This window comes from Cellulomonas algicola, from assembly GCF_003851725.1.
GTDB classification, from domain to species: Bacteria; Actinomycetota; Actinomycetes; order Actinomycetales; family Cellulomonadaceae; genus Cellulomonas; species Cellulomonas algicola.
On record NZ_BHYL01000044.1, the window covers coordinates 1 to 22,541 of the forward strand.

Below are 22,541 nucleotides of genomic sequence, written 5' to 3' on the forward strand. Positions count from 1 at the left end.
GCGTACGGGCTCGCGGCGCGGCGCCCGGCCGGGCGTGGGTCCGGCCCCGGCAGCGACGACGGACGGACGTGGGCGGCCGGGGGACGCGCCGCGCTGGTCGACGAGCTGCTCGACCTCGTCGGCCTCGCGGGCTACGGGCCGCGACCCGTCGGCACCCTGTCCGGCGGTGAGCGGCAGCGCGTCGCGCTCGCGCGCGCTCTCGCCCCCCGGCCGCGGCTGCTGCTGCTCGACGAGCCGCTCTCCGCGCTCGACCGGTCGCTGCGCGAGCGTCTCGCGGTCGATCTGCGCGCCGCGCTCGTCGCGACCCGCACGACCGCCGTGCTCGTCACGCACGACCAGGACGAGGCGTTCGCCGTCGCCGACCGCGTCGCGGTCATGGACCGGGGTCGGATCCTGCAGGTCGGCACGCCCGCCGACCTGTGGCAGCGGCCCGCCGACCGTCGGGTCGCCGAGTTCCTCGGCTACGAGGCGTTCGTGCCGGTGAGCTCGGCGGCCGCCGCCCTGCTCGTGCGCGCGCTCGGGGAGCGCGGCGGGACCGGCCGCGCCGCGGACCGCGAAGACGTCGTCGCGCTGGCCGAAGGTGCCTTCGTCGTGGAGCGCATCCCGTCGCCCGGCGTCGTCGGCGCGATCGGGGAGGACGGGCTCAAGGGCGTGGTGCTCGCGGTGACCTCGCGGCGCGGCCGGTCGGAGGTGCGCGTCGACGTGGACGGGATCGGGCCGGTCACCGCGCTCGCCCCCGTCGGCGCGCAGCTCGACCCCGGCAGCGTCGTCCCGCTCGCCGTCGACCCGGACGCCCTGGCCGTCCTGCCGCTCGACGCCACGGGCTGACGGCTCCCCGGGCGACGTCGCCCGTCTCGGGGACGGCGTGGTGAGGCGGCGGCGCGCCGGTCGCACTACCGTCGGAAGGGTCCGGCACCGGGCGGTGACGGACCCTCCGACGACGCCGAGGTGATGTCCTGATGACGCTCGACCGCCGCGAGATCGTGTCGCTCGACCTGCACGCCGACCTGCACACCGCGTGGGCGCACCTGCGTCAGCCGGAGCTCGTCCGGCAGTGGTTCGGCTGGGACTACGACGGGCTCGACGCCGAGATCCGCGACTACTTCATCGCCCAGCCGGTCGTCGGGCAGTCGTACGAGGGCGACAACCTCTCGCACACGCTCACGACGCCGAGCCACGACGTCATCGCCGTGACCGCCGCGTCCCACGACCCCGGGCACACGCACCTGACGATCACGCGCCGCAGCCACGACGGGCTCGCGACGTACGACGGCGTGTACGACCCGATCGACGAGGGCTGGATCCAGTTCGCCCACCAGCTGCAGTTCCTGCTGCGTGCCCACCCCGGCCAGGAGCGCCGCACCCTGTCGGTGTTCGGGCTCGACGCGGGCGACCGCAGCGACCGGCTGCTCGACCGCGCCGGGCTGCACGGCGTGCGCGGCATCCCGGTGGGCGGGCACGTGCAGGCGCGACGCCCCGACGGCACGCTGCTCGGCGGCACGCTCGTCTACAAGGCGGAGCACCAGTTCGGGATCCAGCTGCACGGCATCACGGAGTCGTTCCTCGTGATCGCCGAGGTGCCCGTCGCGAGCCACCCGCCGCACGGCACGGTCGGCGCGGTGCTCTCGACGTACGGCATCGACGACGCGACGTTCGCCGAGGTCGAGGAGCGCTGGTCCGGCTGGTGGGCCCGCTCGCAGCCGCACGGCACCGCCGTCGGCGCCTGAGCCGCCGCCCTCAGTCCTGGGCCCGGCCGGGCACGGGCGCGTCAGGCCCGGGGTCCCACGGGGCCTCGTCCTCGGGCGTCCACGGAGTCACGGACGTCGTGGGGCGCTGGTGCAGCGTGTGGACGTGCTGCACGAGGCCTGCACGGGACGCGTCGACGAGGCACCGGTCGCACAGGAGGACGCGCAGCGAGCGCCGTTCGACCCCCGCGTCGAGACCGTCGTCGGGGTCGAACAGCGCCGACTGGTAGCCGCCGTGGCCGACCAGCAGGAGGCTCCCGGACGGTCCGACCGGTTCGTCGTCCTGGAACGTGAACGGCGTCCGGCACAGCAGGCAGGGCAGGGGTGGCGCGGTCATGCGCGGACGGTAGCGAGCCCCGCCCACACCGGTCGGCGAGCCCGCGTCACGCGTCCAGACGGAGCTGCCACTCGCCCGAGCCGCCGCTGGGCGCGAAGCCCAGGTCGATGTTGATGCGCAGCATGTAGGAGTTCTCCTCCGCGTTCCACGTCGCGACCCGTCGTGCGCCCGGCCGGACCTCCGCGAGCCGCTGGAGGTTCGCCGCCTTGACGAGCATCCCCAGCCGTCGACCCCGGTGCTCCTTGAGCACGAGCGTGTCCTCCTGGTGCACGAACTCCTCGTTCTCCGGCGGCAGCATGAGGACGGTGTACGCGGCGAGCGTGTGCGTCGGCACGTGCTCGGCGGCCGCGACGACCAGCTCGATGCCGCGGTCGACGAACTGCGCCTCGGTCGTGCGGATGCGTGTCGCGTCCCAGACGTCCTCCTCGAAGTCGAGGCCGCCCAGCGGGACGTCGGTGCTCATGCGCGTGTTGAGCGTCGCGTACTCGTCGACCCACTCGTCGGGGGCGGCGGACCCCCAGTGCACGATCCGGTACTCGTCGCCCGCGAACGCTTGTGCCTGCGCGCGGTGCGCGGCGAGGACGTCCGGGTCGACCGGCACCGGGAGGACGGACCGGCGTGCGACCTGCTCGAGCTGCCAGCCGCGCGACGCGACGAACCGGACGGCGGGGTCGTCGGCCGCGACGCGTCCCGTGCCCGTGCTCGGGACGAGGGTGCCGTCGCCGGCGGGCGGCTCCTGGCGGTGGTCGGTGCTCCCGGTGAGCGAGCGGCGGCCTGCGGCGCGCGCGACGTCGAGCGCGTGGTCGTGCAGCGCGGACCCGATGCCCTGGCCGCGGTGCTCGGGCAGGACGCCGATCTCGACGTACGCGGTGTGCGTGTTCTCCTGCAGCGGCAGCAGCATCGCGAGGTAGCCGAGCGGCGTCCCGTCGTCGTCGGTGACGAGGAAGCGCGGCTTGCGCACGTACGCCTGGTCGCGGAGCGCGCCGAGGACCTCCTGCGGCGTGCGGTCGTAGTCGTGGTTGCCCCACTCGTGCGCGATGACACGGTTGGCCACGTCGGTGAGCGCGAGGAGCGGTCCGGCCCCGGGCGCGTCGACGGACTCGGGCACGGGCACCTCGTGGATCGACCATGACGCCATGCCACCCAGGGTCGACCCGTCCGTCGGGCCGGGTCGAGACCTTTAACGATGCGGATCCGTCGCTCCCGACCGGCGCAGCCACCCGTCCGGCGCAGCGGTGCGCGCCGGGGCCGGGCGCCTCCCGCGGGGGCGGGGATACTGGCGGGCATGCTCTGGCTCGAGGTCGTCGGGTGGCTCGGATCGGTCCTGGTCGTCGTGTCGCTCATGCAGGCGCGCGTCCTGCGGTTCCGCGTGCTCAACCTCATCGGGGCGGTGCTCGCGACGGGCTACAACGCGATCGTCGGGATCTGGGCGTTCGCCGTGATGAACGGGGCGATCGCGATCATCGACGTCTACTGGCTGTGGCGCCTGCTGCGCGAGCGGCACGACGAGCGCGCCTACGCGGTCGTCGACGTCGGGACCGGCGACGCGTGGCTGCGGCACTTCCTCGACGTGCACGCGGAGGAGATCGGGCGCTTCCAGCCGGGCTTCGCGCTGGCCGACGACGCGTCGGCGTTCCTCGTCGCGCGCGGCGACGAGGTCGTCGGGGTGGTCGTCGTGCGGGACGTCGGCGACGGGGTCGGCGTCGTCGACCTCGACTGGGTGACCACGCGGTTCCGCGACTTCACGCCGGGCGAGTTCGTGTACCGGCGTTCCGGCGTCTTCGCCGAGCACGGCCTGCGCGAGCTGCACGTCGACCCCGGGCCTGCGATGCGCGAGTACTTCGGCAAGGTCGGCTTCCACCAGACGGCCACCGCGTGGGTGCGCGAGGTCGAGGCGGCCTGACCTCGGCCTGTCGTCCTGAGGATGCGGTCGTCCGGGTATAGAGTTTCGGCCACCCGAACTTTTCAGGAGGAGCGGTGAGCCGAGTCGACGCCGACGTCGAGCGCGCGGAGGCCGTCGGCCCCGGTGGAGGCCGCAAGCCGCGTCGCACGCCGCTGCTGCTCGGGCCCGCGTTCGTCGCCGCGATCGCCTACGTCGACCCGGGCAACGTCGCCGCCAACCTCACCGCCGGTGCGCGGTACGGGTACCTGCTGCTGTGGGTGCTCGTCGCCGCCAACGTCATGGCCGTGCTCGTGCAGTACCAGTCCGCCAAGCTCGGGCTCGTCACCGGCGACTCCCTGCCCGGCGTGCTCGGCAAGCGCATGCGACGCGGTCCGCGGCTCGCGTTCTGGGGGCAGGCCGAGCTCGTCGCCGCCGCGACCGACATCGCCGAGGTCGTCGGCGGCGCCATCGCCCTCCAGCTGCTGTTCGGGGTGCCGCTGCCGCTCGGCGGGCTCATCGTCGGCGTCGTCTCGATGGTCCTGCTCGCCACCCAGAACGTGTACGGCCAGCGTCGCTTCGAGGCCGTCGTCGTCGCGCTCCTCGCCGTCATCACCGTCGGCTTCCTCGTCGGGCTGCTGGTCAGCCCGCCCGACGCGCGCGGCGTGCTGTCCGGGCTCGTCCCGCGGTTCGACGGCACCGACTCCGTCCTGCTCGCCGCGTCCATGCTCGGCGCGACCGTCATGCCGCACGCGATCTACGTGCACTCCGCGCTCGTGCGCGACCGGCACGGGCACGCGCCCGCGGGCGAGGGGCGTGTCCGGCTGCTGCGCGCCACCCGCTGGGACGTCGGCGGTGCGCTCGTCATCGCCGGGCTGGTGAACATCGGTCTGCTGCTGCTGGCCGCGTCCGCGCTGCGCGGCGTCGACGGGACCGACACCATCGAGGGCGCGCACGCCGCGATCGTCTCCGCGCTCGGACCCGCCGTCGGGATCGCGTTCGCCGTCGGGCTGCTCGCCTCCGGGCTCGCGTCGACGTCCGTCGGCGCCTACGCGGGCGCGACGATCATGGAAGGGCTGATCCACCGCCGCATCCCGCTGCTCGTCCGCCGCGTCGTGACCCTCGTGCCCGCGATCGTGCTGCTCGCCGTCGGCGCCGACCCCACGTGGACCCTCGTCCTCAGCCAGGTCGTCCTGAGCTTCGGCATCCCGTTCGCGGTGATCCCGCTGGTCCGCCTGACCCGCGACCGCACCCTCATGGGCGCCGACCGCAACGGCCCGTGGCTGCACGCGGCCCTCGTCGTCGTGGTCGCCCTGGTCGTCGCCCTCAACCTCACCCTCCTCGCCCTCCTCCTGTTCGCCTGACCCCTCCGGGGACCCGTCGTCGCCCGCACGGGCGTCGTCCACGAGCAGATGCCCCTGCGGGCACGGACGGTTCCCGAACGGACAGCCGATCGGCGTGCCCGTCCGGCGGTGGTCGCCGCAGAGTTGTTCGGGACGACCATCGAGCGGAGGACGGATGCCGTCTCACGAGGAGCGCGACTCGTCCCCCGCCCGACGGGCCGCCCCGCGGCCCACGCCCGCACGGGCGCACCCGGACCCGCAGGCCACGGCCGTCGACGTCACCGGCCCGCCGACGTCCCGCGCGCACGTGCTCGCCCTGCAGCGAGCCGTCGGGAACAGGCACGTCGCGGACCTCATGAGCGGGCGGACCGTGCAGCGAGCCGGGACGCTCGACGAACCGGTCGTCGACGCGGTGGAGCAGAGACTCGCGGAGGCCGTGTCAGCACAGCGCAGCGGGGACAGCACGGGCGCTCCGCGCTCCGGTCCACCGGCGCCGAGGGCAGGAACATCGGCCGGGGCGGGGCGCCCACCGGTCGTGCAGCGGATGCGGACCCTCCTGGGAGCCCTGCACACCGCGCTGTTCGGCCGGGCCGGCAACGTGGTGCGTCCGGGGCTCTTCGGTCGCGCGCGCGGCCCCGGTCCCGCGGTGAACCCGGGCCTCGTCGGTCGCTTCCTCCAGCTCCTCGTGCGCCGCGTGCGCCAGGTGCACCAGCAGGCGCGGCCCGCACCCGCTCAGGCCCCGGCCGCCCTGGCGGTCCCGGTCGCCCCGGTGCCCGGGGCGTTCGCCGCCCCGATGGTCTCCGCCGCGATCGTCGCCGCGGCCATGCGCTGGCCCACGCTCCGCCGCATCGCGACGTCGCTCGGGCTCGACCCCGCCGCGGTGGCGCCCACCGTGGCGTCCGCCCTCCCGCCGGGCCCCACCGGCCCGAGCGCCACGGTCCCGAGCGCCACGGGCCCGGGCACGACCGGCCCGAGCACCACGGGTCCCGTCGGCACCCAGGCCACCGGCCCGGCTCCGGTCGGCCCCGTCGGGCAGCCCGGCCCCGGCGGGCCCGGGGGGCCGCCGGCGCGGACCGACACCCTGGTGCCGGGCCTCTACCAGAGCATCGACCCGAAGGCCGGGCTGCCGGGCTGGACCTTCACCGACATCCCGGACGACCGTCCCGACGAGGTCTCGATCGAGACCCTGGTCCGGGCACCCGGCGGGCAGGCGGGCCGGATGGTGCGGACCTACCAGAAGGGGACCAGGACCCTCGTGCTGGCCGAGGCGTTCCTCCACAGGATCCCGAAGCAGGACCGGTGGCTGCCGATCAGCCCGCCCATGACGGCCCGAGGCACACCGCTCGAGACCTACCTGACCATCCGCGCCATGAAGATCCTCGAGGCGACGTACGGCGCGTCGTTCTACGGTCGGAGCCGACCCGTGCACATCAGCACGATCATCAACGAGCGCTCGATGGCCCACATCGGCGCCGCAGCGAAGAAGGGGGTCCCGCTCGACGAGGCTGCCCGCACCTGCCACTCGGTGCAGTACGCCACGAACGCGATCGTGCAGAGCGGCGGCACGATCGAGTCGGTCACGTTCTCGATCGGGACGGGCAGGTGGGTCGAGGCGCGCCACATCAAGGACCAGCAGCTGCTCGCGGACTACCAGCTGGCGCCCGGAGACAAGGTGCCGTACTGGTTCGACATCGACATCGAGGTGAAGGGAGCGACGACGACGTGATGACGTCGGCGCGGACCATGGGAGGAGCACACGCATGAAGGTGCAGCGGGTCGTGGTGGTCACGGGCGGGGCCCACGCCACGAGCGTCACCGACGAGGGCGCGCACGACGTCCCGCTCCGCGAGCTGCTCCGCCTCGACGACCTCGCGGCGGACCTGGGCCGGCTGCTCGACGCGACGGGGTCGGTCACGGACGAGGAGCCGCCGCCGCCGGGCGCGGGCACGCTGGTCGTCGGCGCGATCGGCGTGCTGGACGGGCTCGCGGCCTCGGGCGCGGACATGCGGTGGGTCGTCGGCCTGCGGCTCCAGCGCCTGCGGGCGGTGCGCGACGCCGCCACGTTCGGCCTCGCGGCCGGCGTCGCCGCGGACGACCTGTGGGACTGGGTGCAGGACGGGCGGGGCGCAGCCGTGTACGGCCGGGCGGACGTCGCGCTCGCGCGGCCCGCGGTGGTCGCCACGGACCTCGCCGACACCTTCGGGGAGTACGCCCGCATCACGATGCCGGGCGTGACGGATCTGCCCACGGCACTCGCCGAGTACCTGCGCGCTGCGTGAGCGCCGGCGGCCGGAACGGGCTCGACGCTCTCACCGCCGACCGGCACCGACGAGACGCCCGCTGCGAGGCGCCGGTCGTTCAGGTGGAGGTGACCTCGGCGAGGCGTGACTCGAGGTGGGTGCGTTCCGTCGGGTTGGTGACCAGGGTGAGGGCGTGGCGGTAGGCGGCCGCGGCGGCGGCGGGGCGGCCCGCGCGGGCCAGGAGCTCGGCGCGGACGGCCGGGACGCGGTGGAGCCGGGGGAGCGCCTCGTCGAGTCCGTCGAGCAGTCGGAGGCCGGCGTCCGGGCCGTCGGCCTCCGCGACGGCGACCGCCCGGGCGAGGCGCACGACGGGTGAGCCGGTGAGGCGTTCGAGCTCGGCGTAGCGCGCGGCGACGACGTCCCAGCGGGTCGCCTCCGACGTCGGCGCGGTGGCGTGCTCGGCGGCGACCAGTGCCTGCAGCAGGTACTCGCGGGCGAGCCGGGTCATCGGCGGGCGCGGGCCGGGCGCAGCGGTCGTGCGGCCGGCCGAGCCGTTCGCGGGCGCGACCTCGGGGGTGAGGGTCGACAGGAGCGTGAGGGCCTCGTCGATGTCGTCGTGGCGCCAGCGGCTGCGGTCCTGATCGGGGAGCAGCACGAGCGCGCCGTCCGCGTCGAGGCGGGTGTCGCGGCGGGAGTGCTGGAGCAGCAGGAGCGCGAGCAGCGCGCGGACGACCGCGCGGTCGGGGAGCAGCCCGTCGAGCACGCGGAGCTGGCGGATCGCCTCGTCGCCCAGGTCGACGCGCAGCGGGACGTCGCCCGCACCCGGCTGGTAGCCCGACGTGAAGGTCAGGTAGACGACGGTCGCGACCACGTCGAGGCGTTCGTCGAGCCGGTCGGCCGGCGGTGTCGCGAAGGGGATGCCGGAGGCGGCGAGGCGCTTCTTCGCACGGGTCAGACGTGCCGCCATCGCGGACTCCTGCACGAGCAGCAGCCGGGCGATCTCCGCGGTCGACAGCCCGACGACGAACCGCAGCGTGAGCGCGACGCGGTCGTCGGGGGCGATCGCCGGGTGGCAGCACGCGAAGACGAGCCGGAGCTGCTCGTCGGCGACGTGCGCACCGGGGTCGACGGCAGCGGACGCGGCCGCGCGCATCTCGTCGTCGACGACCATGAGCGGCGCCTTGCGTCGCTGCACCGACTCGGTGCGCAGGCGGTCGAGCACACGTCGACGCGCCGCCGTCAGCAGCCAGGCCCCCGTGTTGGCGGGGACGCCGTCGAGGGGCCAGCGCCGGGCTGCGGACTCGAACGCGTCGGACACCGCGTCCTCCGCGAGGTCCGGCCGCGCGTACTGCCCGATGACCAGGGCGATCAGGCGTGACCAGTGCTGCTGCCACGCGGTGGCGACCGCGTCGGCCGCCTGCTGCTCGGTGCTCGCACCGGGCGCCGAGGTCGGGGCGCCCGCGAGCGCGCTCGCCCGGGTGGACGCGTCCGCTCCCGTCGGTTGCGTACGCGGACCGTCGGCCGGGTCGGGGGCGGTCATGCGGCCACCACCGGGCGCACCTCGAACGTGCCCGCGGGGAGCAGGGTGAGGACGTCGACGAGCGCGTCGAGGTCGGGCGCGTCGAGGACGTGCAGCCCGACGAGCGGTCCGTCCGGTGCGGCGGCAGTCCCGTCCGTGAGGGTCAGCCCTTCCGCGCGGGAACGGACGGTGGTCGCGACGTCGGGGGATCCGAGGGTCTCGTCGAGCACGGTCGTGACGCCGAGCACCGCGGCGAGCGCGGCGAGGTCGTCGCGCGGTGCGCGTGGGGGAGCGAGGATCGCGGCGAGGGCGGCGGCGACCTCGTCGTCGCCGGGACCGGGTCCGTGTTCGGCGGGTGCGGGGCTCAAGCCTGCGGAGGCGGAGCCCCGACGGTCCGGATCGGAGCCACGACCGGCGGACGCGGGTGCCGGATCGGCGGAGGCCGACGCCGGACCGGCGGGCTGCGGGCCCGGGCGCGTGCCGCGCAGCCCGCCGGTCGTGAGCTCGTCGAGGAGGTCCGTCCCGCGTGCGGGCCGGGTCGACGTGCCGCCGTAGCGGAGGACGACGAACCTCATGCGGACGCCCCCCGGTCCGTCGCCGTGGTGCAGGGCGTCGCGAGACTCGGGCGGCGACGGCGGGGCTGCGTGGGCATCGGGGCCTCCTGGCGGTGCGGGGTGTCGGCGGGATGACGGGGGAGCCGTGTCCCGATCGACATCGCCTCAGAAGTCGAGGATCGCGACGGGCCGGACCTCGATCGTGTACGACGGGGGGAGCCGGCGGGCGTGGTCGACGACGGCGTCCTGCGACGCGGCCCCGACGAGGTAGAAGCCGCCGAGCTGCTCGGTGGTCTCGGCGAACGGCCCGTCGGTGGTCAGCCGGTCCTCGCCGGGTCGCAGCGTGGTGGCGGTCGCGGTCGGCCGGAGCGCGTCGCTCGAGAGGATCACGACGTCGTGCTCCGCGGCGTTCTGCTCGTAGTCGCGGTGCCGGACGAGGTAGACCTCCTGCTGCTCGGGGGTGGCGTTCGCCCACAGGTTCTCGTCCTCGTACAGCAGGACCATCCAGCGGTCGCGGTCGTCGGTCATGTCAGCTCCTCGTCGGGCGGGCGGGCCGGCGGCGTGCCGGGTGGGTGAGGTGGGTCGGCCCGGCGTCCAGGGACACCGTGCACCCGGATGACGCGCGGCGGTAGCCGGAATCGACAACGAACCCGTCCCCATTGACAGGCAAGTAGCGACTTGCCTATAACGGTGCCATGCCCGACGAGGTGTACAAGGCGCTCGCGGACCCGACGCGCCGCGTGATCCTCGACGAGCTGCAGGAACGCGACGGGCAGTCGCTGTTCGAGATCTGCTCGCGGCTCGCGATGAAGCACGGCCTGTCGTCGACCCGGCAGGCGATCTCCCAGCACCTCGACGTGCTCGAGGCCGCAGGGCTGGTCGTCGTCCGGCGCGAGGGCCGGTACAAGCTCCACCACCTCGACACGTCCCCGCTCGCCGAGATCACGCGCCGCTGGCCGGTCCGTGACGTCGGTGGCACAGGCGGGAGCGCCCCCAGCGAGACCCACACCCCCGGAGGGACCGACCGATGATCCGCCTCACCGTGACCAGCGTCTTCGTGGACGACCAGGCCAAGGCGCTCGACTTCTACACCCGCGTCCTCGGCTTCGTGCCGAAGAACGACATCCCGCTCGGCGAGGACCGGTGGCTCACCGTCGTCTCGCCCGCCGACCCCGACGGTGTCGAGCTCCTGCTGGAGCCGGACAAGCACCCCGTCGTCGGCCCGTACAAGGCCGGTCTGGTCGAGGACGGCATCCCCGCGGCGTCGTTCGGGGTCGACGACGTGCACGCCGAGTACGAGCGGCTGACCGCCGCGGGCGTGCGGTTCGTGCAGTCGCCGACGGCGATGGGGCCGGTGACGACGGCCGTGCTCGACGACACGTGCGGCAACCTCGTCCAGCTCGCGAGCTGAGCCGCGGTCGGCCAGCCCTGGCGTGCACCGGTGTCGGCCACCGCGCCCCGACGCGTCGGTGAGGCCGCCCCGACGCGTCGGGCGCGCCGTGCGGGGATGTGAGCGCGCACATCGCCCAGGCTTTGAATCGTTCAAACCCGAAACGCTTCACCTGGTGTCCAGGCCTCCCGCGCGGGCGAGCGCTTCCCTAACGTCAGGCGACGACCGACCCCCGCCCGAGGACTGCCGGCCGCGGCGCGGGGTCCGCAGCGCGCGAGCGACGCCGCCCGCGCGCGAACCGAAGGGGAAGCCATGACAGCACGACGGGCGGCCGCGGGACTCCTCGCCGCCGCGACGATGGCGACGGGCGGTCTCGTCGCCGCCGCGGGCGCCGAGGCAGCCGTGGGCTGCCGCGTGACGTACACCGTGACGAACCAGTGGAGCACCGGCTTCGGTGCCGACGTGAAGATCGACAACCTCGGCGACGCCGTGGACGGCTGGACCCTGACGTGGGCGTTCGGCGCGGGCCAGACGGTCACGCAGGCGTGGAACGGGACGGCGTCGCAGTCGGGCGCGACCGTGACCGTCCGCGACGCCGGGTACAACGCCAGGATCGGGACCGGCGGCACCGTGTCGTTCGGCTTCAACGGCGGGTGGAACGGCTCGTCGAACCCCGCGCCGACGTCGTTCGCGCTCAACGGCACGACCTGCACGGGCGGCACCACGCCCACGACGACGCCGACGAGCACCCCGACGTCGACGCCCACGAGCACCCCGACCAGCACGCCGACCCCGACGCCGACGACGACCACCCCACCGCCGTCGGGCGCGTGGCAGGCCGAGGACCTGGACCGCGGACTCATCAGCGTCCGCAGCGGGTCGGGGAACCTCGTCCAGTGGCGGCTGCTCGGGACCGAGTCCGCGTCGACGGGGTTCAACCTGTACCGCGGCGGGACGAAGGTGAACGCGTCGCCGCTCACGGGCGCGACGAGCTACCTCGACGCGGGTGCCGCGGCGAGCGCGACCTACACGGTCCGGGCCGTCGTGGACGGCGCCGAGCAGGCCGCCTCCGAGACGTCCCTGACGTTCGCGAACGGCTACCTCGACGTGCCGATCAGCAAGCCCGGGTCGGACTACGTCGCGAACGACGGCTCGGTCGGCGACCTCGACGGTGACGGCCGGCTCGAGGTCGTCCTCAAGTGGGACCCGACCAACGCCAAGGACAACTCGCAGTCCGGCGTGACGGGCAACGTGTTCCTCGACGCGTACGAGCTCGACGGACGGCGTCTGTGGCGCATCGACCTGGGCCGCAACATCCGGGCGGGCGCGCACTACACGCAGTTCCAGGTCTACGACTACGACGGCGACGGCAAGGCCGAGGTCGCGGTCAAGACGGCCGACGGCACCCGGTCGGGCACGGGGCAGGTGATCGGCAACGCGAGCGCCGACCACCGCAACTCGTCGGGCTACGTCCTGTCCGGCCCCGAGTACTTCACCGTCTTCCAGGGCCAGACGGGCGCGATCGCCGCCACGACCGACTACGTGCCGCCGCGCGGGACGGTGTCGAGCTGGGGCGACTCGTACGGCAACCGCGTCGACCGGTTCCTCGCCGGCACCGCGTACCTCGACGGCGTGCGGCCGTCGATCATCATGGCGCGCGGCTACTACACGCGGGCCGTCGTCGTCGCCTGGGACTACCGCGACGGCAAGCTCACGCGGCGGTGGACGTTCGACTCGAACGCGTCGGGCAACAGCGCGTACGCCGGGCAGGGCAACCACTCGCTGTCCGTCGCCGACGTCGACGGGGACGGCCGGCAGGAGGTCCTGTACGGCGCGGCGGCCATCGACGACAACGGCACGGGCCTGTGGACCAACCGCACGGGTCACGGCGACGCCGGGCACGTCGGCGACCTCATCCCGAGCCGGCCCGGACTCGAGTACTACAAGGTCACCGAGTCGACGAACCAGCCCGACTCCTGGATGGCGGACGCCCGCACGGGCCAGATCCTCTGGAGCACACCGTCGGGCTCGGACAACGGGCGCGGGGTCTCGGGCGACATCTGGTCCGGCTCGGCGGGTGCCGAGTCCTGGTCGTCGTCCGACTCGCAGCTGCGCAACACGTCCGGCACTGGCGTCGCGCGCAAGCCGTCGTCGGCGAACTTCCTGGCCTGGTGGGACGGCGACACGACGCGTGAGCTGCTCGACCAGACGCGCATCGACAAGTACGGCACGGGCGGCGACACGCGTCTGCTGACCGGGTCCGGCGTGCACAGCAACAACGGCACGAAGGCGACGCCGACGCTGTCGGGCGACATCCTCGGCGACTGGCGCGAGGAGGTGATCTGGCCGACGTCGGACGACAGCGCGCTGCGGATCTACGCGACGCCGATCCCGACGGACACGCGGCTGTGGACGCTGCTGCACGACCAGCAGTACCGCGTGGCGATCGCGTGGCAGAACACCGCGTACAACCAGCCGCCGCACCCCGGGTTCGCGCTGGGGGCGCCGTTCACGCTGCCCGCGAAGCCGAACGTGTACCTGCGCTGACGCCGGACGACGACGGCCCGCCCGGGATCCCACCGGGCGGGCCGTCGCACGCACATGCTCGCGGAGGTCTTCCTGCGGGCCGCACGATCGTGCTAGAACTGCCGCATGGGCAAGGGTGACGCGACGCGGCAGGCGGTGGTCGACCGGGCGGTCGAGATCGCCGGGCGCCTCGGCATCGCCGGGCTGACGATCGGCTCGCTCGCGACGGCGACCGAGATGTCGAAGAGCGGGCTCTTCGCGCACTTCCGCTCCAAGGAGGCGCTGCAGCTCGCGGTGCTGGCCCGGGCGCGGGAGAGCTTCGTCGACGAGGTGGTCCGGCCCGCGCTCGCGACGACGCGCGGCGTGCCGCGGGTGCGCGCGCTGTTCGAGCACTGGCTCGCGACGTCGCAGGCCAGCGCGGCAGGATGCCTCTTCGTGTCCGCCGCCACCGAGTTCGACGACGACCCCGGGCCGGTGCGCGACCAGCTCGTGCGCGACCACCGCGACCTCGTCGACTCGATCACCCAGATGTACCGCGCGGGCGTCCAGGAGGGGCAGTTCCGCGACGACCTGTCGCCCGAGCAGTTCGCGCACGACCTCTACGGCGTGATGCTCGGGCACTTCCACGCGCACCGTCTGCTGCGGGACCCCGCGGCCGAGCGGCGGGCGCGCGACGCCTTCGAGCGGCTGCTCGCGGGCATCCGCACGTCGCAGGCCGACGGCGACCTCGCCACCGCCGGCTCCGCAGCAACGCACGGCCGCTGACCGCGGCCAGTTCGTCCGACCGTCCGACGTCAGGAGCTCGCCATGACTGTGGCATCAGCGCAGAAAAGCACGACCGTTCGTTCACATGTACGTCCCCCGCGTGGGCTCCGCACCGCGTTCAGCCTCGCGGAGCGCGTCGCCCCGGCGCTCGTCGCACGAGCCGCCTTCTTCCTCTGGTGCCGCCCGACCGGCACGCGTCGCACGACGACGATCCCCGGCGGTACGCGCTGGACGCTCCCGCTCGGCCGGGGGCACGTCGTCGGGCAGACGTGGGGGAGCGGGCCGCGCGTCTACCTCGTGCACGGCTGGGGCGGGCACCGCGGGCAGCTCGCCGCGTTCGTCGAGCCGCTCGTCGCCGCCGGTCACGAGGTCGTCGCGTTCGACGCGCTCAGCCACGGCGAGTCCGGACCCGGCGCGTTCGGACCCCGGCAGGCGACCATGCCCGAGATGGCCGCGACCCTCGCCGCCGTGGTCGCCGCCCGCGGCCACGCGCACGCGATCGTCACGCACTCCTTCGGCGGCAGCACCACGACGCTCGCGCTCCTGGACGGGCTCACCGCCGACCGCGTCGTGCTCGTCGCCCCCATGGCCGACCCCCTGCCGTACACGCGCGACTTCGCCGAGGTGCTCGGGTTCGGCGAGTCGACCCGGCAGCGGTTCCTCGCGCTCATGGAGCGACGGGCCGGGCGCCCGCTCACCGACTTCGACGTCGCGCGCGGCGTCGAGCAGCTCGACGGGCCGCTGCCCGCGGCGCTCGTCGTCCACGACACGCAGGACAAGGAGGCGCACCACGCCGACGGCGAGCGCCTCGCGCGCTCGTGGCCCGGCGCGCGCCTCGTCACGACCACGGGCCTCGGCCACCGCCGCATCCTCCGCGACCCGGACGTCGTCGCCGAGGTCGTCAAGCACGTCACCGCCGCCTGAGCGCTGTTCCGACGGGGCGAGGCGGGCACGGGAAGCGGCCCGGCGTGTGGTCGCACGTCGGCGGCAGCCAGTCGTCGGCGCGTCGGGGTCTGCCAGACTCGGGCCGTCGGGCGGGCTGCTCACGCCGTCCCACGTCGACGAGGAGTGCGATGACCGAGACGCCCGCCGCCCGGACCGCCGAGCAGCGCGTGGCCGACACGCTCGACCGGCTCCGCACCGACGTCGACCTCTGGGTCGCGACCGCCGACGCCGCGGGCGAGCCGTACCTCCTGCCCCTGTCCTTCCTCTGGGACGGGGAGACGGTCCTCGTCTCGACCACCGCTGCCTCCCCGACCGCGCGAAACCTGGTGGCGAGCGGCCGGGCCCGCCTCGCGCTCGGCGCGACGCGCGACGTCGTGCTCGTCGACGCGGACGTCGAGGCGTCGGACACGGTGCCGGACGACGTCGCCGACGCGTTCGCCGCGGCCACGGGCTTCGACCCGCGCGCCGAGCCCCAGGAGTACACGTGGTTCCGCGCCCGCCCGCGGACCGTCCAGGCGTGGCGCGAGGCGAACGAGCTCGCGGGCCGCACGATCCTCCGGGACCGCGCGTGGGTCACCCGTCCCTGACCGACGGTCAGGGAGCAGGCGACGCGTCGTCAGGCCGGGTCGGGCGCGGTGGCCGGGGCGGGCACGAGGATCTGCGGGCGGGGCACCGGGGGGGCCGTAGCCGCGCGCGCGGGCGCGCACGACGCCCGCCACGACCGCGGGGTGCAGCAGCGCGAGCGGTGACCCGACGAGGTGGTAGAGCCGCCCGAGGACGAGCTGCGCGCGGGTGTGGCCGTGCGCTCCGATGAGGTTGACCTCGCCGATCCACCAGCCCATGGCCCGGTCGACGGGTGAGGGGCGCCGAGCCGACGGCACGAAGGCGCGGTCGACGCCGGTCGCGATGCCCCAGGGGAGGTCGGCGAGGCGCCGGAACCGGCGCACGAGCGCGTGCGCGCCGCCGGGACGGCCGAGCGCCCCGCGTCGGTCCGCGGCCCGCAGCGCGAGCGCCTCGAGCGCGGCGACGGTCACCCCCTGGCCGTAGATCGGGTTGAAGGCGCACAGCGCGTCACCGATCGGGAGCAGCGCGTCGGGCCAGTCGGGCAGCAGGTCGTAACGGTGCCGCTGGTTGCCGGTCTGCCGGTGGACGGCGACCTCGCTCGCGGTGCGGCCGGCGTCGACGAGCTCGGCGAGCGCGGGGTCGGGCAGCTCGTCGAGGAACGCGCGCAGCGCGTCGGCGTCGCGCGGGGGGCGCTGGTCGCCCGCGCCGACGGCCCCGACGATCCAGCGGCCGTCCTCGACGGGCAGCGCGATGCCGCCGGGTGAGCCCGGTTGCGCCTGCACGACGATCCCCGGCACGGCGACGCGGTCGTGCGGCAGGTCGACGAGCCACGAGGCGTACCCGACCCGGGCGTCGATCGTGTCCGTGCGGGCGGGGCTCACCCCGAGGTGCTCGAGCCAGCCGGGCAGGCGTGACGACCGGCCGGTCGCGTCGACCACGAGGTCCGCCGGGACCGGGCCGCCGTCGGCGACCTCGACGGCCCACGGGTGGGAGTCCGGGCCGCCGACCGGCGCGTGGGCGACGCCGTCGACGCGCACGCCCGTCCGCAGCTCGACCCCGGGCAGGGCGAGGACGCGTCGCCGCACGACGTGCTCGAACACCGGGCGGCTCACGGACAGGATCACGAGCTGACGCACGCGAGGGGTCCACCCGGACGCCGCGAGCCACGCGAGGTCGCCGGTGTCGAAGGGCACGGCGCCGGCCGCGAGAAGGTCCGCGCGGGTGCCGGGCAGCAGCTCCTCGACGGCCTCGAGCCCGCGGTGCAGGTAGACGTGCGGCTGCGGGCTCTGCGGGACGCCACGACGCGGCCGCGGTGCGGCGGGCAGGTCGTCGCGCTCGAGCAGCAGGACGGTCCGACCGGGCCGGGCGAGCGCGGCGGCGGCGAGGAGGCCTGCGACTCCCGCGCCGAGGACGACGACGTGGCGCGCGCGTCGGGGCGCCGGGGACGACGTGCTGCGGTCCGGCGACCGGGTCGCCGGACGGGTTGCCGGCGGGGGCGTCGGGCGGTCCGGTCCGGTCGTCGGCCGGGCCGCGGGTGGGCGTCGTCGCACGTGTCCAGGGTCCCCGTGTCCGCGCGGCCTGACCAGGGCCGTCCCGCTGCGTGGTCCGGGTGAGCACCGGGTGAGAAACGTACTCGCGAGTATCAAATGTCGGGGGTGCCCCTCCTGGTCGGGTGTTGCTGCCCGGTACGGCAGCGCACCGGACCACAGCAGGGGGGTGAACAGCAGATGACCATCGAGATCATGGAGGTCGAGGAGATCACCGCGACGCGGATCCACCTCGACCCGGACGCCTACGTCTACGGCGCGGCCTGACGACGTACCGAGGCCGGCCCGGCCACAACCGCCGGGCCGGCCTCCGCGCGTCAGGGCCCCTGCGCCGGACGCGCCCTCGCCCCGCCGCCTGCCCGACGGGCGGCGCCCACTGGCAGCGACGCCGCCGCCCCCGGACCCGAACGAGGACGTCATGGTTCCCCGACTCAAGTCGCTCACGTGCCTCGCCCACGACGGCGAGCTGATCGTCAGCCTCGACCCGAAGACCCGCGTGCGGGTCGCCGACCCGGACGGCCGGGTCCTCGCGCTCCTGCGGCTGCTGCTCGACGGGACACGCGACGTCCCCGCCCTCGCGGCGGCGCTGCGGGCGCAGGGCTTCGCCGCCTCCGACGACGACGTCACGACCGTCGTCCGGCAGCTCGACGGCCTCGGCTGGCTCGAGGACGCGGCCGCCCCCGAGACGTTCGACGCCCACGACCGCGAGCGCTACGCGAGCAACCTGTTCTGGTTCGACGCGTTCACGACGCTCGACGTCCCGCGTGAGGAGCCGCAGCGCCGCCTGCGCGCCGCGCACGTGCTCGTCCTGGGCGCGGGCGGCCTGGGGTCGGCGGCGCTCATGAGCCTCGCGGGGCTGGGCGTCGGCACACTCACGGTCGTCGACCAGGACCGGGTCGAGCTGCGCAACTTCGCGCGCCAGTTCACCTACACCGAGGCGGAGGTCGGGCAGCCGAAGGCGGAGCGGGTCGCGGACTGGCTGCGCGCGTTCGACCCGGCGCTGCACGTCACGGCCGAGCGGCGGCGCGTCGACTCCGAGGAGGAGGTCGCGGACCTGCTGCGCCGGTTCCGTCCCGACCTCGTGGTGCACGCGATCGACGACCCCGCCGAGATCGACCGCTGGGTCAACGGCGCGTGCGTCGCCGCGGGCGTGCCGCTCGTGCGCGGCGGGCTCGCCTACACGCAGGGGCTCTACTGGTCGGTCGACCCGGGTGTCAGCGCCTGCCAGGAGTGCCTCGTGCGGCACCGCGAGCGCCTCGCGGAGGGCGTCGACCGGGTCGCGCTGGAGTGGCCGCTCGTGCTGCGCCAGGAGCACCGCAACCGCGGGATCGGGCCCGTCGCGCAGGTGCTCGGCGGGCTCGTCGCGATGGAGGCGATGCGCTACCTCACCGGCCTGACGCCGCCCGCGGCGGCCGGTCGCTACCAGCTCCTCGACCTCGGCGGCGACGGCGCGACCCGCACCGACCCGTGGCCGGCCGACCCCGACTGCCCGGTCTGCGCGACGGCTCCCGCCCGCGCTGCTCGCGCCGCGGCCTGAGGTCCGACGATGACGACGACGCTCGACGCCGACCTCGTCACCCCGTCGTCCGTCCTGCGGCTCCACGACCTCACGACGACCCCGCAGGGCGACCGCGTCGTCGTCGGGCATCCGGCGACGGGCCGGTTCGTGGCGCTGCCGGCGGTCGGCGCGCAGGCGCTGGCCCTGCTCGCGCAGGGGCGGACGGTCGCCGACGTCGAGCGTGCGGTGACCCCGCCCGACGCACCCGAGCCCGTCGACGTCCTGTCGTTCGCGCGCTCGCTCGTCCGGCTCGGCTTCGTCGCGGCGGTCGACGAGTCTGCCGTCCCGGCACCGGCACCGCAGGACGTCGGCCCCGCCGGCACGGGCTGGGCCGTCGCCCCGCGGATCCGGCTCCCCTGGTTGTTCGGTCGCACGGCGGGCGTGCTCGCCCTGCTCGCCACCCTCACGTCGACCGTCCTCGTCGCCGCCGTCCCGCGCGTGCGCCCCGACGCGCTCGACCTGTTCTTCCTGGCGAGCCCCGCGCAGAGCATCGCCGCGGTCGTCGTCGTGACGTACGTGCTGGCGGGCGTGCACGAGCTCGCGCACGTCCTCGCGGCGGCCGCGCTCGGCGTCCCGGCGCGGCTGCGGGTGACCCGCCGGACGTACTTCCTCACGTTCGAGACCAACCTGACGGGCCTGTGGGCGCTGCCGCCGCGTCGCCGCGTCGGGCCGCTGCTGGCCGGGATGGGCTTCGACGCGTTCGTGCTGGGCGCGGCGCTGGCGCTGCGCACCGCGGGCGTCGGCCCGGACGCGTTCCTCGCGGCGGTCGTGATGATCGAGCTCACGGCGATCGTGGTGCAGCTCTTCGTGTTCCTGCGGTCCGACGTCTACGCCGTGATGACGGCCCTGCTGGGCTGCACGTCGCTCGACCGCACGACGCGCCTGCTGCTGCGGAGGTCGGTCCGTCGGCTGACCCCGGAGCAGGCGGCGGCGCTCGCGGCCGCACCCGCACGGGACCTGGCGGTGGCGCGCTGGTACCGGTGGGTGCACGTGACGGGGTACGCGCTCGCCGCGGCGTTCTTCGTCGCGGTGTTCCTGCCGTCGACGTGGTTCATGCTGCGCTGGGTCGTCGAGTCGGTGCTGGTGCACGGGCCGTCGACGTGGGCGTTCTGGGAGGCGCTGCTGCTGGGCGTCGTCGTCCTGTCGCCGCGGGCCGTCACGGGCGTGGTCGCGCTGCGCGACCTGCGGGCACGTCGTGCGCGGGCCGTCACTCCGGCTCGGGTGCGTCCTGCTCGTCGGCGTGCGCGACGTGCCGCAGCTGCGACCAGATGAGGACGACGAACACGGCCGACCCGACGAACGCGAACCAGAACGGCGCCGTCACGCCGTAGTGCTGCGCGAGGACACCGCCGATCCCGGCGCCGACGACGAGCCCGCCGAAGACGCCGACCAGGTTGACGCTGCCGACCCGCCCCTGCAGGACGGTCGGGACGGCGCGCTGCCGGATGGTCACGGACGTGGTGCCCCAGACGAACGCGTGCGCGCCGAACACGAAGAACACGCCCATCGCGAACCAGGCCGTGGTGGTGAGCGCGAGCGCGAGGTGCGTGAGCGTCTCGATGACGAGGCCGATCCGCATGAGGTTCGCGAGGCTGATCCGGCGGGTGAGCCACCCGTAGCCGAACGTCCCGACGAGCCCGCCGACGGCCTGCACGGTCGTGACGAGCCCGAAGCCGACGGCGCCGAGGCCGAGCCGCTGCTGCGCGTACAGGACGAGCACGGACCACGCGGCCCCGAAGGTCACGTTGAAGATGAAGATCGTCAGGACGAGCGTGCGGACGGCCGCGTGGTGCCGGACCCAGCGGACACCCTCGGCGATGTCGTGGCGGATGTGCGTCGCGACCCGCTCGGTGTGGACGGGCGGCAGCCTCAGGCGGGAGATCATGACGGCGCCGGCGGCGACGAGCAGGGCGTCGGCGAAGAACGGCGTCGCCTGCCCGGCCGCGAACAGCGCCGCGCCGATCGGCGGGCCGACGAGCTGGTTGACGGTGACGAACCCGGCCTGGATGCGGGAGTTCGCGACGGCGAGGTCGTCGCGGTGCACGAGCATCGGCACGAGGGTCGAGGACGCGTTGTCGGCGAACGTCTCGGCCGTGCCGAGCAGGAACATCGCGACGAGGACGAGCGCGATCGGGGCGGCGTCGACGAGGACGGCGGTCGCGAGGAGCGCGAGGACGACGGCCCGGACGGTGTCGACGGCGATGACGAGCCGACGGCGGTCGAGCCGGTCGGTCAGCGCCCCGGCCCAGAGCCCGAACAGCAGGGGCGGCAGCCACTGGAGGAGCGCGGCGCTCGCGACGAGGAACGCGTCGTCGGTCCGCGACGCGACCAGCAGGGGTCCGGCGGCGAGGACGATGCCGTCGCCGAGGTTCGTCGTCCACGACGAGGCGAGCAGCCACCGGAACCCGGTGCCGAGCCTGTGCGGGACGACGGACTCGACGATCCGCGACGACACGCCGAGCACGGTAGCCCGGCGTGCCGTCCCGCTCACAGCCGATACGCGGACCGCAGACGCGGCCTGGAGGAGCCGACGGGGTCAGCCGACGACGGCGGGCTGCGGCATCGCCGGTCGGGCGGCCGACGTCCGCACGCCGACGACCAGCAGGTAGAGCAGCAGCCCGATCTCGGCGACCGTCGCCGGCAGGACGAGCAGCGTCTCCACGGCCTCGGGCCATGCCGATGATTGCGCGGAACCCTCCAACGATGCCGTCAGCGCAGCGCCGCGAGGAGCTCCGGGTCGTCCATGCCCGGCACCGCGTACCCCGTCGCGTCGTCCCAGGGGACCTGCTCGCGGTCGAGGCGCACCGACCACCACGCGTCGGGCACCGCGCGACGCAGCTCGGTCAGCGTCGCGCACCAGTGCAGCAGGGATGTGAGCGCGTGCAGCGGGTGCACGGGGAGCTCCGTCCGGCCGCGCAGCACGACGGCCTCCGGCAGGTCGGTGTCGGGCACGAGACGCGGAGCGCCGTCCGGGGCGCCGGCGTTCCCCTGCTCGACGAGGCGGGCGACCCGTGACAGCTCCTCGGGGTCGAGGGGCGTCGGGCGCTCGGCGATGTACTGGAGGGTGACGGCCACGGCCGCACAACCTACTGCCTGGTACCGCCCCATTGTGACGGTTCGCCCCCAATCCTCCGGTTCGTCGCCGGACCGTGACCCGGGACCGGCGCGGGCGGGGTGACGGCGCGCCTGGACAGCCGTCCGGGTGTGACGAAGATGGCCCTTTCGGCCCAGGCCACGAGCGTCCACATGATGGGACGATGGAGGGGCCGGTGACCCCGGCGACCCCGCATCCCCGGGCGTCCGTGCGACGCCCCCCGCGCACTCACGAGGAGCGTCCCGATGGCCACCGACACCCTGCCCGGACCCGTCACCGCCCGCCACGACGAGCCGATCGGCCAGCGCGTCGCCGCGCTCGTCGACACCGTCCGCTGGGCTCCCGCCCCGCGCTTCGAGGGCACCCCGGCGAACCGGTGGCGCTTCGTCGCGTACCTCGGCGGCAGCATGCTCGGCTGGACCGCCCTCGGCCTCGCCGTCACCGCCGGCCTGGGACGCGTGCTCGGTCTTTCCTGACCCACTGCTCCGGTCGGGCGAATCGGACGCCGAACCCTCAAGTCGGGCATATCGGCGCC

Annotated in this window: 24 protein-coding genes and 1 pseudogene; 16 read left to right on the top strand and 9 right to left on the bottom strand. The window is 74.9% G+C overall.

Features of this window, described 5'->3' with window-relative positions; genetic code table 11:
* Both CTKZ_RS03030 and CTKZ_RS03035 read left to right on the top strand, forming a co-directional pair.
* Positions 1-828, top strand: an 828-nt coding sequence (locus tag CTKZ_RS03030; protein WP_124341550.1) for an ATP-binding cassette domain-containing protein, incomplete at its 5' end; no start/stop codon positions are given.
* A gap of 131 nt (positions 829-959) precedes the next feature.
* Positions 960-1,727, top strand: a complete 768-nt coding sequence (locus tag CTKZ_RS03035; RefSeq protein ID WP_124341551.1) for a hypothetical protein — start codon at positions 960-962, stop codon at positions 1,725-1,727.
* 10 nt (positions 1,728-1,737) lie between these two features.
* On the opposite strand, the gene CTKZ_RS03040 is transcribed toward CTKZ_RS03035, so the two are convergent.
* Together CTKZ_RS03040 and CTKZ_RS03045 are read right to left on the bottom strand one after the other, a co-directional pair.
* Positions 1,738-2,082: a hypothetical protein gene (locus tag CTKZ_RS03040; protein ID WP_124341552.1), complete on the bottom strand. Its 345-nt coding sequence runs from the start codon at positions 2,080-2,082 to the stop codon at positions 1,738-1,740.
* A gap of 46 nt (positions 2,083-2,128) precedes the next feature.
* Entirely contained in the window at positions 2,129-3,220 is a 1,092-nt protein-coding gene (locus CTKZ_RS03045) for a GNAT family N-acetyltransferase (protein WP_124341553.1), read from the bottom strand.
* Between the two features lie 147 nt (positions 3,221-3,367).
* Between CTKZ_RS03045 and CTKZ_RS03050 the strand changes: the two genes are divergently transcribed.
* From CTKZ_RS03050 to CTKZ_RS03065, 4 genes are all read left to right on the top strand, one after another.
* Complete coding sequence (locus tag CTKZ_RS03050) at positions 3,368-3,985, top strand: hypothetical protein (RefSeq protein WP_124341554.1); 618 nt, start codon at positions 3,368-3,370, stop codon at positions 3,983-3,985.
* Between the two features lie 152 nt (positions 3,986-4,137).
* A complete protein-coding gene (locus CTKZ_RS03055; protein ID WP_124341576.1) occupies positions 4,138-5,325 on the top strand; it encodes an Nramp family divalent metal transporter in 1,188 nt (395 codons plus the stop codon).
* Between the two features lie 523 nt (positions 5,326-5,848).
* A complete protein-coding gene (locus tag CTKZ_RS03060) occupies positions 5,849-7,030 on the top strand; it encodes a hypothetical protein (protein ID WP_124341555.1) in 1,182 nt (393 codons plus the stop codon).
* A gap of 34 nt (positions 7,031-7,064) precedes the next feature.
* Positions 7,065-7,583 (top strand): hypothetical protein, encoded by a 519-nt coding sequence (locus tag CTKZ_RS03065; protein ID WP_124341556.1) that lies wholly within the window; start codon positions 7,065-7,067, stop codon positions 7,581-7,583.
* A 79-nt stretch (positions 7,584-7,662) separates the two neighbouring features.
* Here the strand turns inward: CTKZ_RS03065 and CTKZ_RS03070 are convergent, their stop codons facing one another.
* The 3 genes from CTKZ_RS03070 to CTKZ_RS03080 all read right to left on the bottom strand — a co-directional run bounded on the left by CTKZ_RS03070 (position 7,663) and on the right by CTKZ_RS03080 (position 10,145).
* Positions 7,663-9,084, bottom strand: coding sequence for an RNA polymerase sigma factor (locus CTKZ_RS03070; protein ID WP_124341557.1), 1,422 nt, complete (start codon positions 9,082-9,084; stop codon positions 7,663-7,665).
* Positions 9,081-9,638: a YciI family protein gene (locus CTKZ_RS03075; RefSeq protein WP_124341558.1), complete on the bottom strand. Its 558-nt coding sequence runs from the start codon at positions 9,636-9,638 to the stop codon at positions 9,081-9,083. Before CTKZ_RS03075 ends, CTKZ_RS03070 begins: the two co-directional genes overlap by 4 nt.
* 144 nt (positions 9,639-9,782) lie before the next feature.
* Positions 9,783-10,145 (bottom strand): YciI family protein, encoded by a 363-nt coding sequence (locus CTKZ_RS03080; RefSeq protein ID WP_160142811.1) that lies wholly within the window; start codon positions 10,143-10,145, stop codon positions 9,783-9,785.
* A 167-nt stretch (positions 10,146-10,312) separates the two neighbouring features.
* On the opposite strand from CTKZ_RS03080, the gene CTKZ_RS03085 reads away from it, so the two are divergent.
* The 6 genes from CTKZ_RS03085 to CTKZ_RS22705 all read left to right on the top strand — a co-directional run bounded on the left by CTKZ_RS03085 (position 10,313) and on the right by CTKZ_RS22705 (position 15,830).
* Entirely contained in the window at positions 10,313-10,648 is a 336-nt protein-coding gene (locus tag CTKZ_RS03085; RefSeq protein WP_124341560.1) for an ArsR/SmtB family transcription factor, read from the top strand.
* Positions 10,645-11,028 carry a VOC family protein gene (locus tag CTKZ_RS03090; RefSeq protein WP_307720284.1) on the top strand — a complete coding sequence of 128 codons (384 nt, stop codon included), beginning with the start codon at positions 10,645-10,647 and terminating at the stop codon, positions 11,026-11,028. The genes CTKZ_RS03085 and CTKZ_RS03090 overlap by 4 nt, the downstream gene beginning before the upstream one ends.
* Before the next feature lie 291 nt (positions 11,029-11,319).
* Positions 11,320-13,554 (top strand): rhamnogalacturonan lyase family protein, encoded by a 2,235-nt coding sequence (locus tag CTKZ_RS03095; protein WP_124341561.1) that lies wholly within the window; start codon positions 11,320-11,322, stop codon positions 13,552-13,554.
* 105 nt (positions 13,555-13,659) lie between these two features.
* Positions 13,660-14,298 carry a TetR/AcrR family transcriptional regulator gene (locus tag CTKZ_RS03100; RefSeq protein ID WP_124341562.1) on the top strand — a complete coding sequence of 213 codons (639 nt, stop codon included), beginning with the start codon at positions 13,660-13,662 and terminating at the stop codon, positions 14,296-14,298.
* Positions 14,299-14,340: 42 nt separating this feature from the next.
* Positions 14,341-15,222, top strand: a complete 882-nt coding sequence (locus CTKZ_RS03105; protein WP_124341563.1) for an alpha/beta fold hydrolase — start codon at positions 14,341-14,343, stop codon at positions 15,220-15,222.
* A gap of 149 nt (positions 15,223-15,371) precedes the next feature.
* Positions 15,372-15,830, top strand: coding sequence for a pyridoxamine 5'-phosphate oxidase family protein (locus CTKZ_RS22705; RefSeq protein ID WP_124341564.1), 459 nt, complete (start codon positions 15,372-15,374; stop codon positions 15,828-15,830).
* 1,314 nt (positions 15,831-17,144) lie between these two features.
* Here the strand turns inward: CTKZ_RS22705 and CTKZ_RS22710 are convergent.
* Positions 17,145-17,357 (bottom strand): annotated as a pseudogene (locus tag CTKZ_RS22710) (hypothetical protein); the annotation flags it as partial.
* Between the two features lie 96 nt (positions 17,358-17,453).
* Between CTKZ_RS22710 and CTKZ_RS21360 the strand changes: the two are divergent.
* From CTKZ_RS21360 to CTKZ_RS03130, 3 genes are all read left to right on the top strand, one after another.
* The gene (locus CTKZ_RS21360) at positions 17,454-17,621 is read left to right on the top strand and encodes a hypothetical protein (protein ID WP_160142813.1); all 168 of its coding nucleotides are present in this window, start codon (positions 17,454-17,456) and stop codon (positions 17,619-17,621) included.
* Positions 17,622-17,772: 151 nt separating this feature from the next.
* The gene (locus CTKZ_RS03125; protein WP_124341566.1) at positions 17,773-18,891 is read left to right on the top strand and encodes a HesA/MoeB/ThiF family protein; all 1,119 of its coding nucleotides are present in this window, start codon (positions 17,773-17,775) and stop codon (positions 18,889-18,891) included.
* A 9-nt stretch (positions 18,892-18,900) separates the two neighbouring features.
* Positions 18,901-20,184: a hypothetical protein gene (locus tag CTKZ_RS03130; protein WP_124341567.1), complete on the top strand. Its 1,284-nt coding sequence runs from the start codon at positions 18,901-18,903 to the stop codon at positions 20,182-20,184.
* Here the strand turns inward: CTKZ_RS03130 and CTKZ_RS03135 are convergent.
* From CTKZ_RS03135 to CTKZ_RS03140, 3 genes are all read right to left on the bottom strand, one after another.
* The gene (locus CTKZ_RS03135) at positions 20,120-21,376 is read right to left on the bottom strand and encodes an MFS transporter (RefSeq protein ID WP_124341568.1); all 1,257 of its coding nucleotides are present in this window, start codon (positions 21,374-21,376) and stop codon (positions 20,120-20,122) included. The two genes, CTKZ_RS03130 and CTKZ_RS03135, sit on opposite strands and share 65 nt — an antisense overlap.
* 72 nt (positions 21,377-21,448) lie before the next feature.
* Positions 21,449-21,574 (bottom strand): hypothetical protein, encoded by a 126-nt coding sequence (locus CTKZ_RS22575; RefSeq protein ID WP_263974725.1) that lies wholly within the window; start codon positions 21,572-21,574, stop codon positions 21,449-21,451.
* Positions 21,575-21,621: 47 nt separating this feature from the next.
* Positions 21,622-21,987 (bottom strand): hypothetical protein, encoded by a 366-nt coding sequence (locus tag CTKZ_RS03140; RefSeq protein WP_124341569.1) that lies wholly within the window; start codon positions 21,985-21,987, stop codon positions 21,622-21,624.
* Positions 21,988-22,251: 264 nt separating this feature from the next.
* Here CTKZ_RS03140 and CTKZ_RS03145 point away from each other — a divergent pair, with 264 nt between their 5' ends.
* Positions 22,252-22,482 (top strand): chemotaxis protein CheW, encoded by a 231-nt coding sequence (locus CTKZ_RS03145; protein ID WP_124341570.1) that lies wholly within the window; start codon positions 22,252-22,254, stop codon positions 22,480-22,482.
* Positions 22,483-22,541 lie beyond the last annotated feature (59 nt).

Bases quoted from the DNA above. Each gene is read 5' to 3' on its own strand.
- CTKZ_RS03050 (WP_124341554.1), top strand. From the start codon at position 3,368: ATGCTCTGGCTCGAGGTCGTCGGGTGGCTCGGATCGGTCCTGGTCGTC.
- CTKZ_RS03130 (WP_124341567.1), top strand. From the start codon at position 18,901: ATGACGACGACGCTCGACGCCGACCTCGTCACCCCGTCGTCCGTCCTG.
- CTKZ_RS03090 (WP_307720284.1), top strand. From the start codon at position 10,645: ATGATCCGCCTCACCGTGACCAGCGTCTTCGTGGACGACCAGGCCAAG.
- CTKZ_RS21360 (WP_160142813.1), top strand. From the start codon at position 17,454: ATGTCGGGGGTGCCCCTCCTGGTCGGGTGTTGCTGCCCGGTACGGCAG.
- CTKZ_RS03145 (WP_124341570.1), top strand. From the start codon at position 22,252: ATGGCCACCGACACCCTGCCCGGACCCGTCACCGCCCGCCACGACGAG.
- CTKZ_RS03105 (WP_124341563.1), top strand. From the start codon at position 14,341: ATGACTGTGGCATCAGCGCAGAAAAGCACGACCGTTCGTTCACATGTA.
- CTKZ_RS03035 (WP_124341551.1), top strand. From the start codon at position 960: ATGACGCTCGACCGCCGCGAGATCGTGTCGCTCGACCTGCACGCCGAC.
- CTKZ_RS03060 (WP_124341555.1), top strand. From the start codon at position 5,849: ATGCGGACCCTCCTGGGAGCCCTGCACACCGCGCTGTTCGGCCGGGCC.
- CTKZ_RS22705 (WP_124341564.1), top strand. From the start codon at position 15,372: ATGACCGAGACGCCCGCCGCCCGGACCGCCGAGCAGCGCGTGGCCGAC.
- CTKZ_RS03045 (WP_124341553.1), bottom strand. From the start codon at position 3,220: ATGGCGTCATGGTCGATCCACGAGGTGCCCGTGCCCGAGTCCGTCGAC.
- CTKZ_RS03075 (WP_124341558.1), bottom strand. From the start codon at position 9,638: ATGAGGTTCGTCGTCCTCCGCTACGGCGGCACGTCGACCCGGCCCGCA.
- CTKZ_RS03100 (WP_124341562.1), top strand. From the start codon at position 13,660: ATGGGCAAGGGTGACGCGACGCGGCAGGCGGTGGTCGACCGGGCGGTC.
- CTKZ_RS03065 (WP_124341556.1), top strand. From the start codon at position 7,065: ATGAAGGTGCAGCGGGTCGTGGTGGTCACGGGCGGGGCCCACGCCACG.
- CTKZ_RS03125 (WP_124341566.1), top strand. From the start codon at position 17,773: ATGGTTCCCCGACTCAAGTCGCTCACGTGCCTCGCCCACGACGGCGAG.
- CTKZ_RS03095 (WP_124341561.1), top strand. From the start codon at position 11,320: ATGACAGCACGACGGGCGGCCGCGGGACTCCTCGCCGCCGCGACGATG.
- CTKZ_RS03085 (WP_124341560.1), top strand. From the start codon at position 10,313: ATGCCCGACGAGGTGTACAAGGCGCTCGCGGACCCGACGCGCCGCGTG.
- CTKZ_RS03040 (WP_124341552.1), bottom strand. From the start codon at position 2,082: ATGACCGCGCCACCCCTGCCCTGCCTGCTGTGCCGGACGCCGTTCACG.
- CTKZ_RS03080 (WP_160142811.1), bottom strand. From the start codon at position 10,145: ATGACCGACGACCGCGACCGCTGGATGGTCCTGCTGTACGAGGACGAG.
- CTKZ_RS03070 (WP_124341557.1), bottom strand. From the start codon at position 9,084: ATGACCGCCCCCGACCCGGCCGACGGTCCGCGTACGCAACCGACGGGA.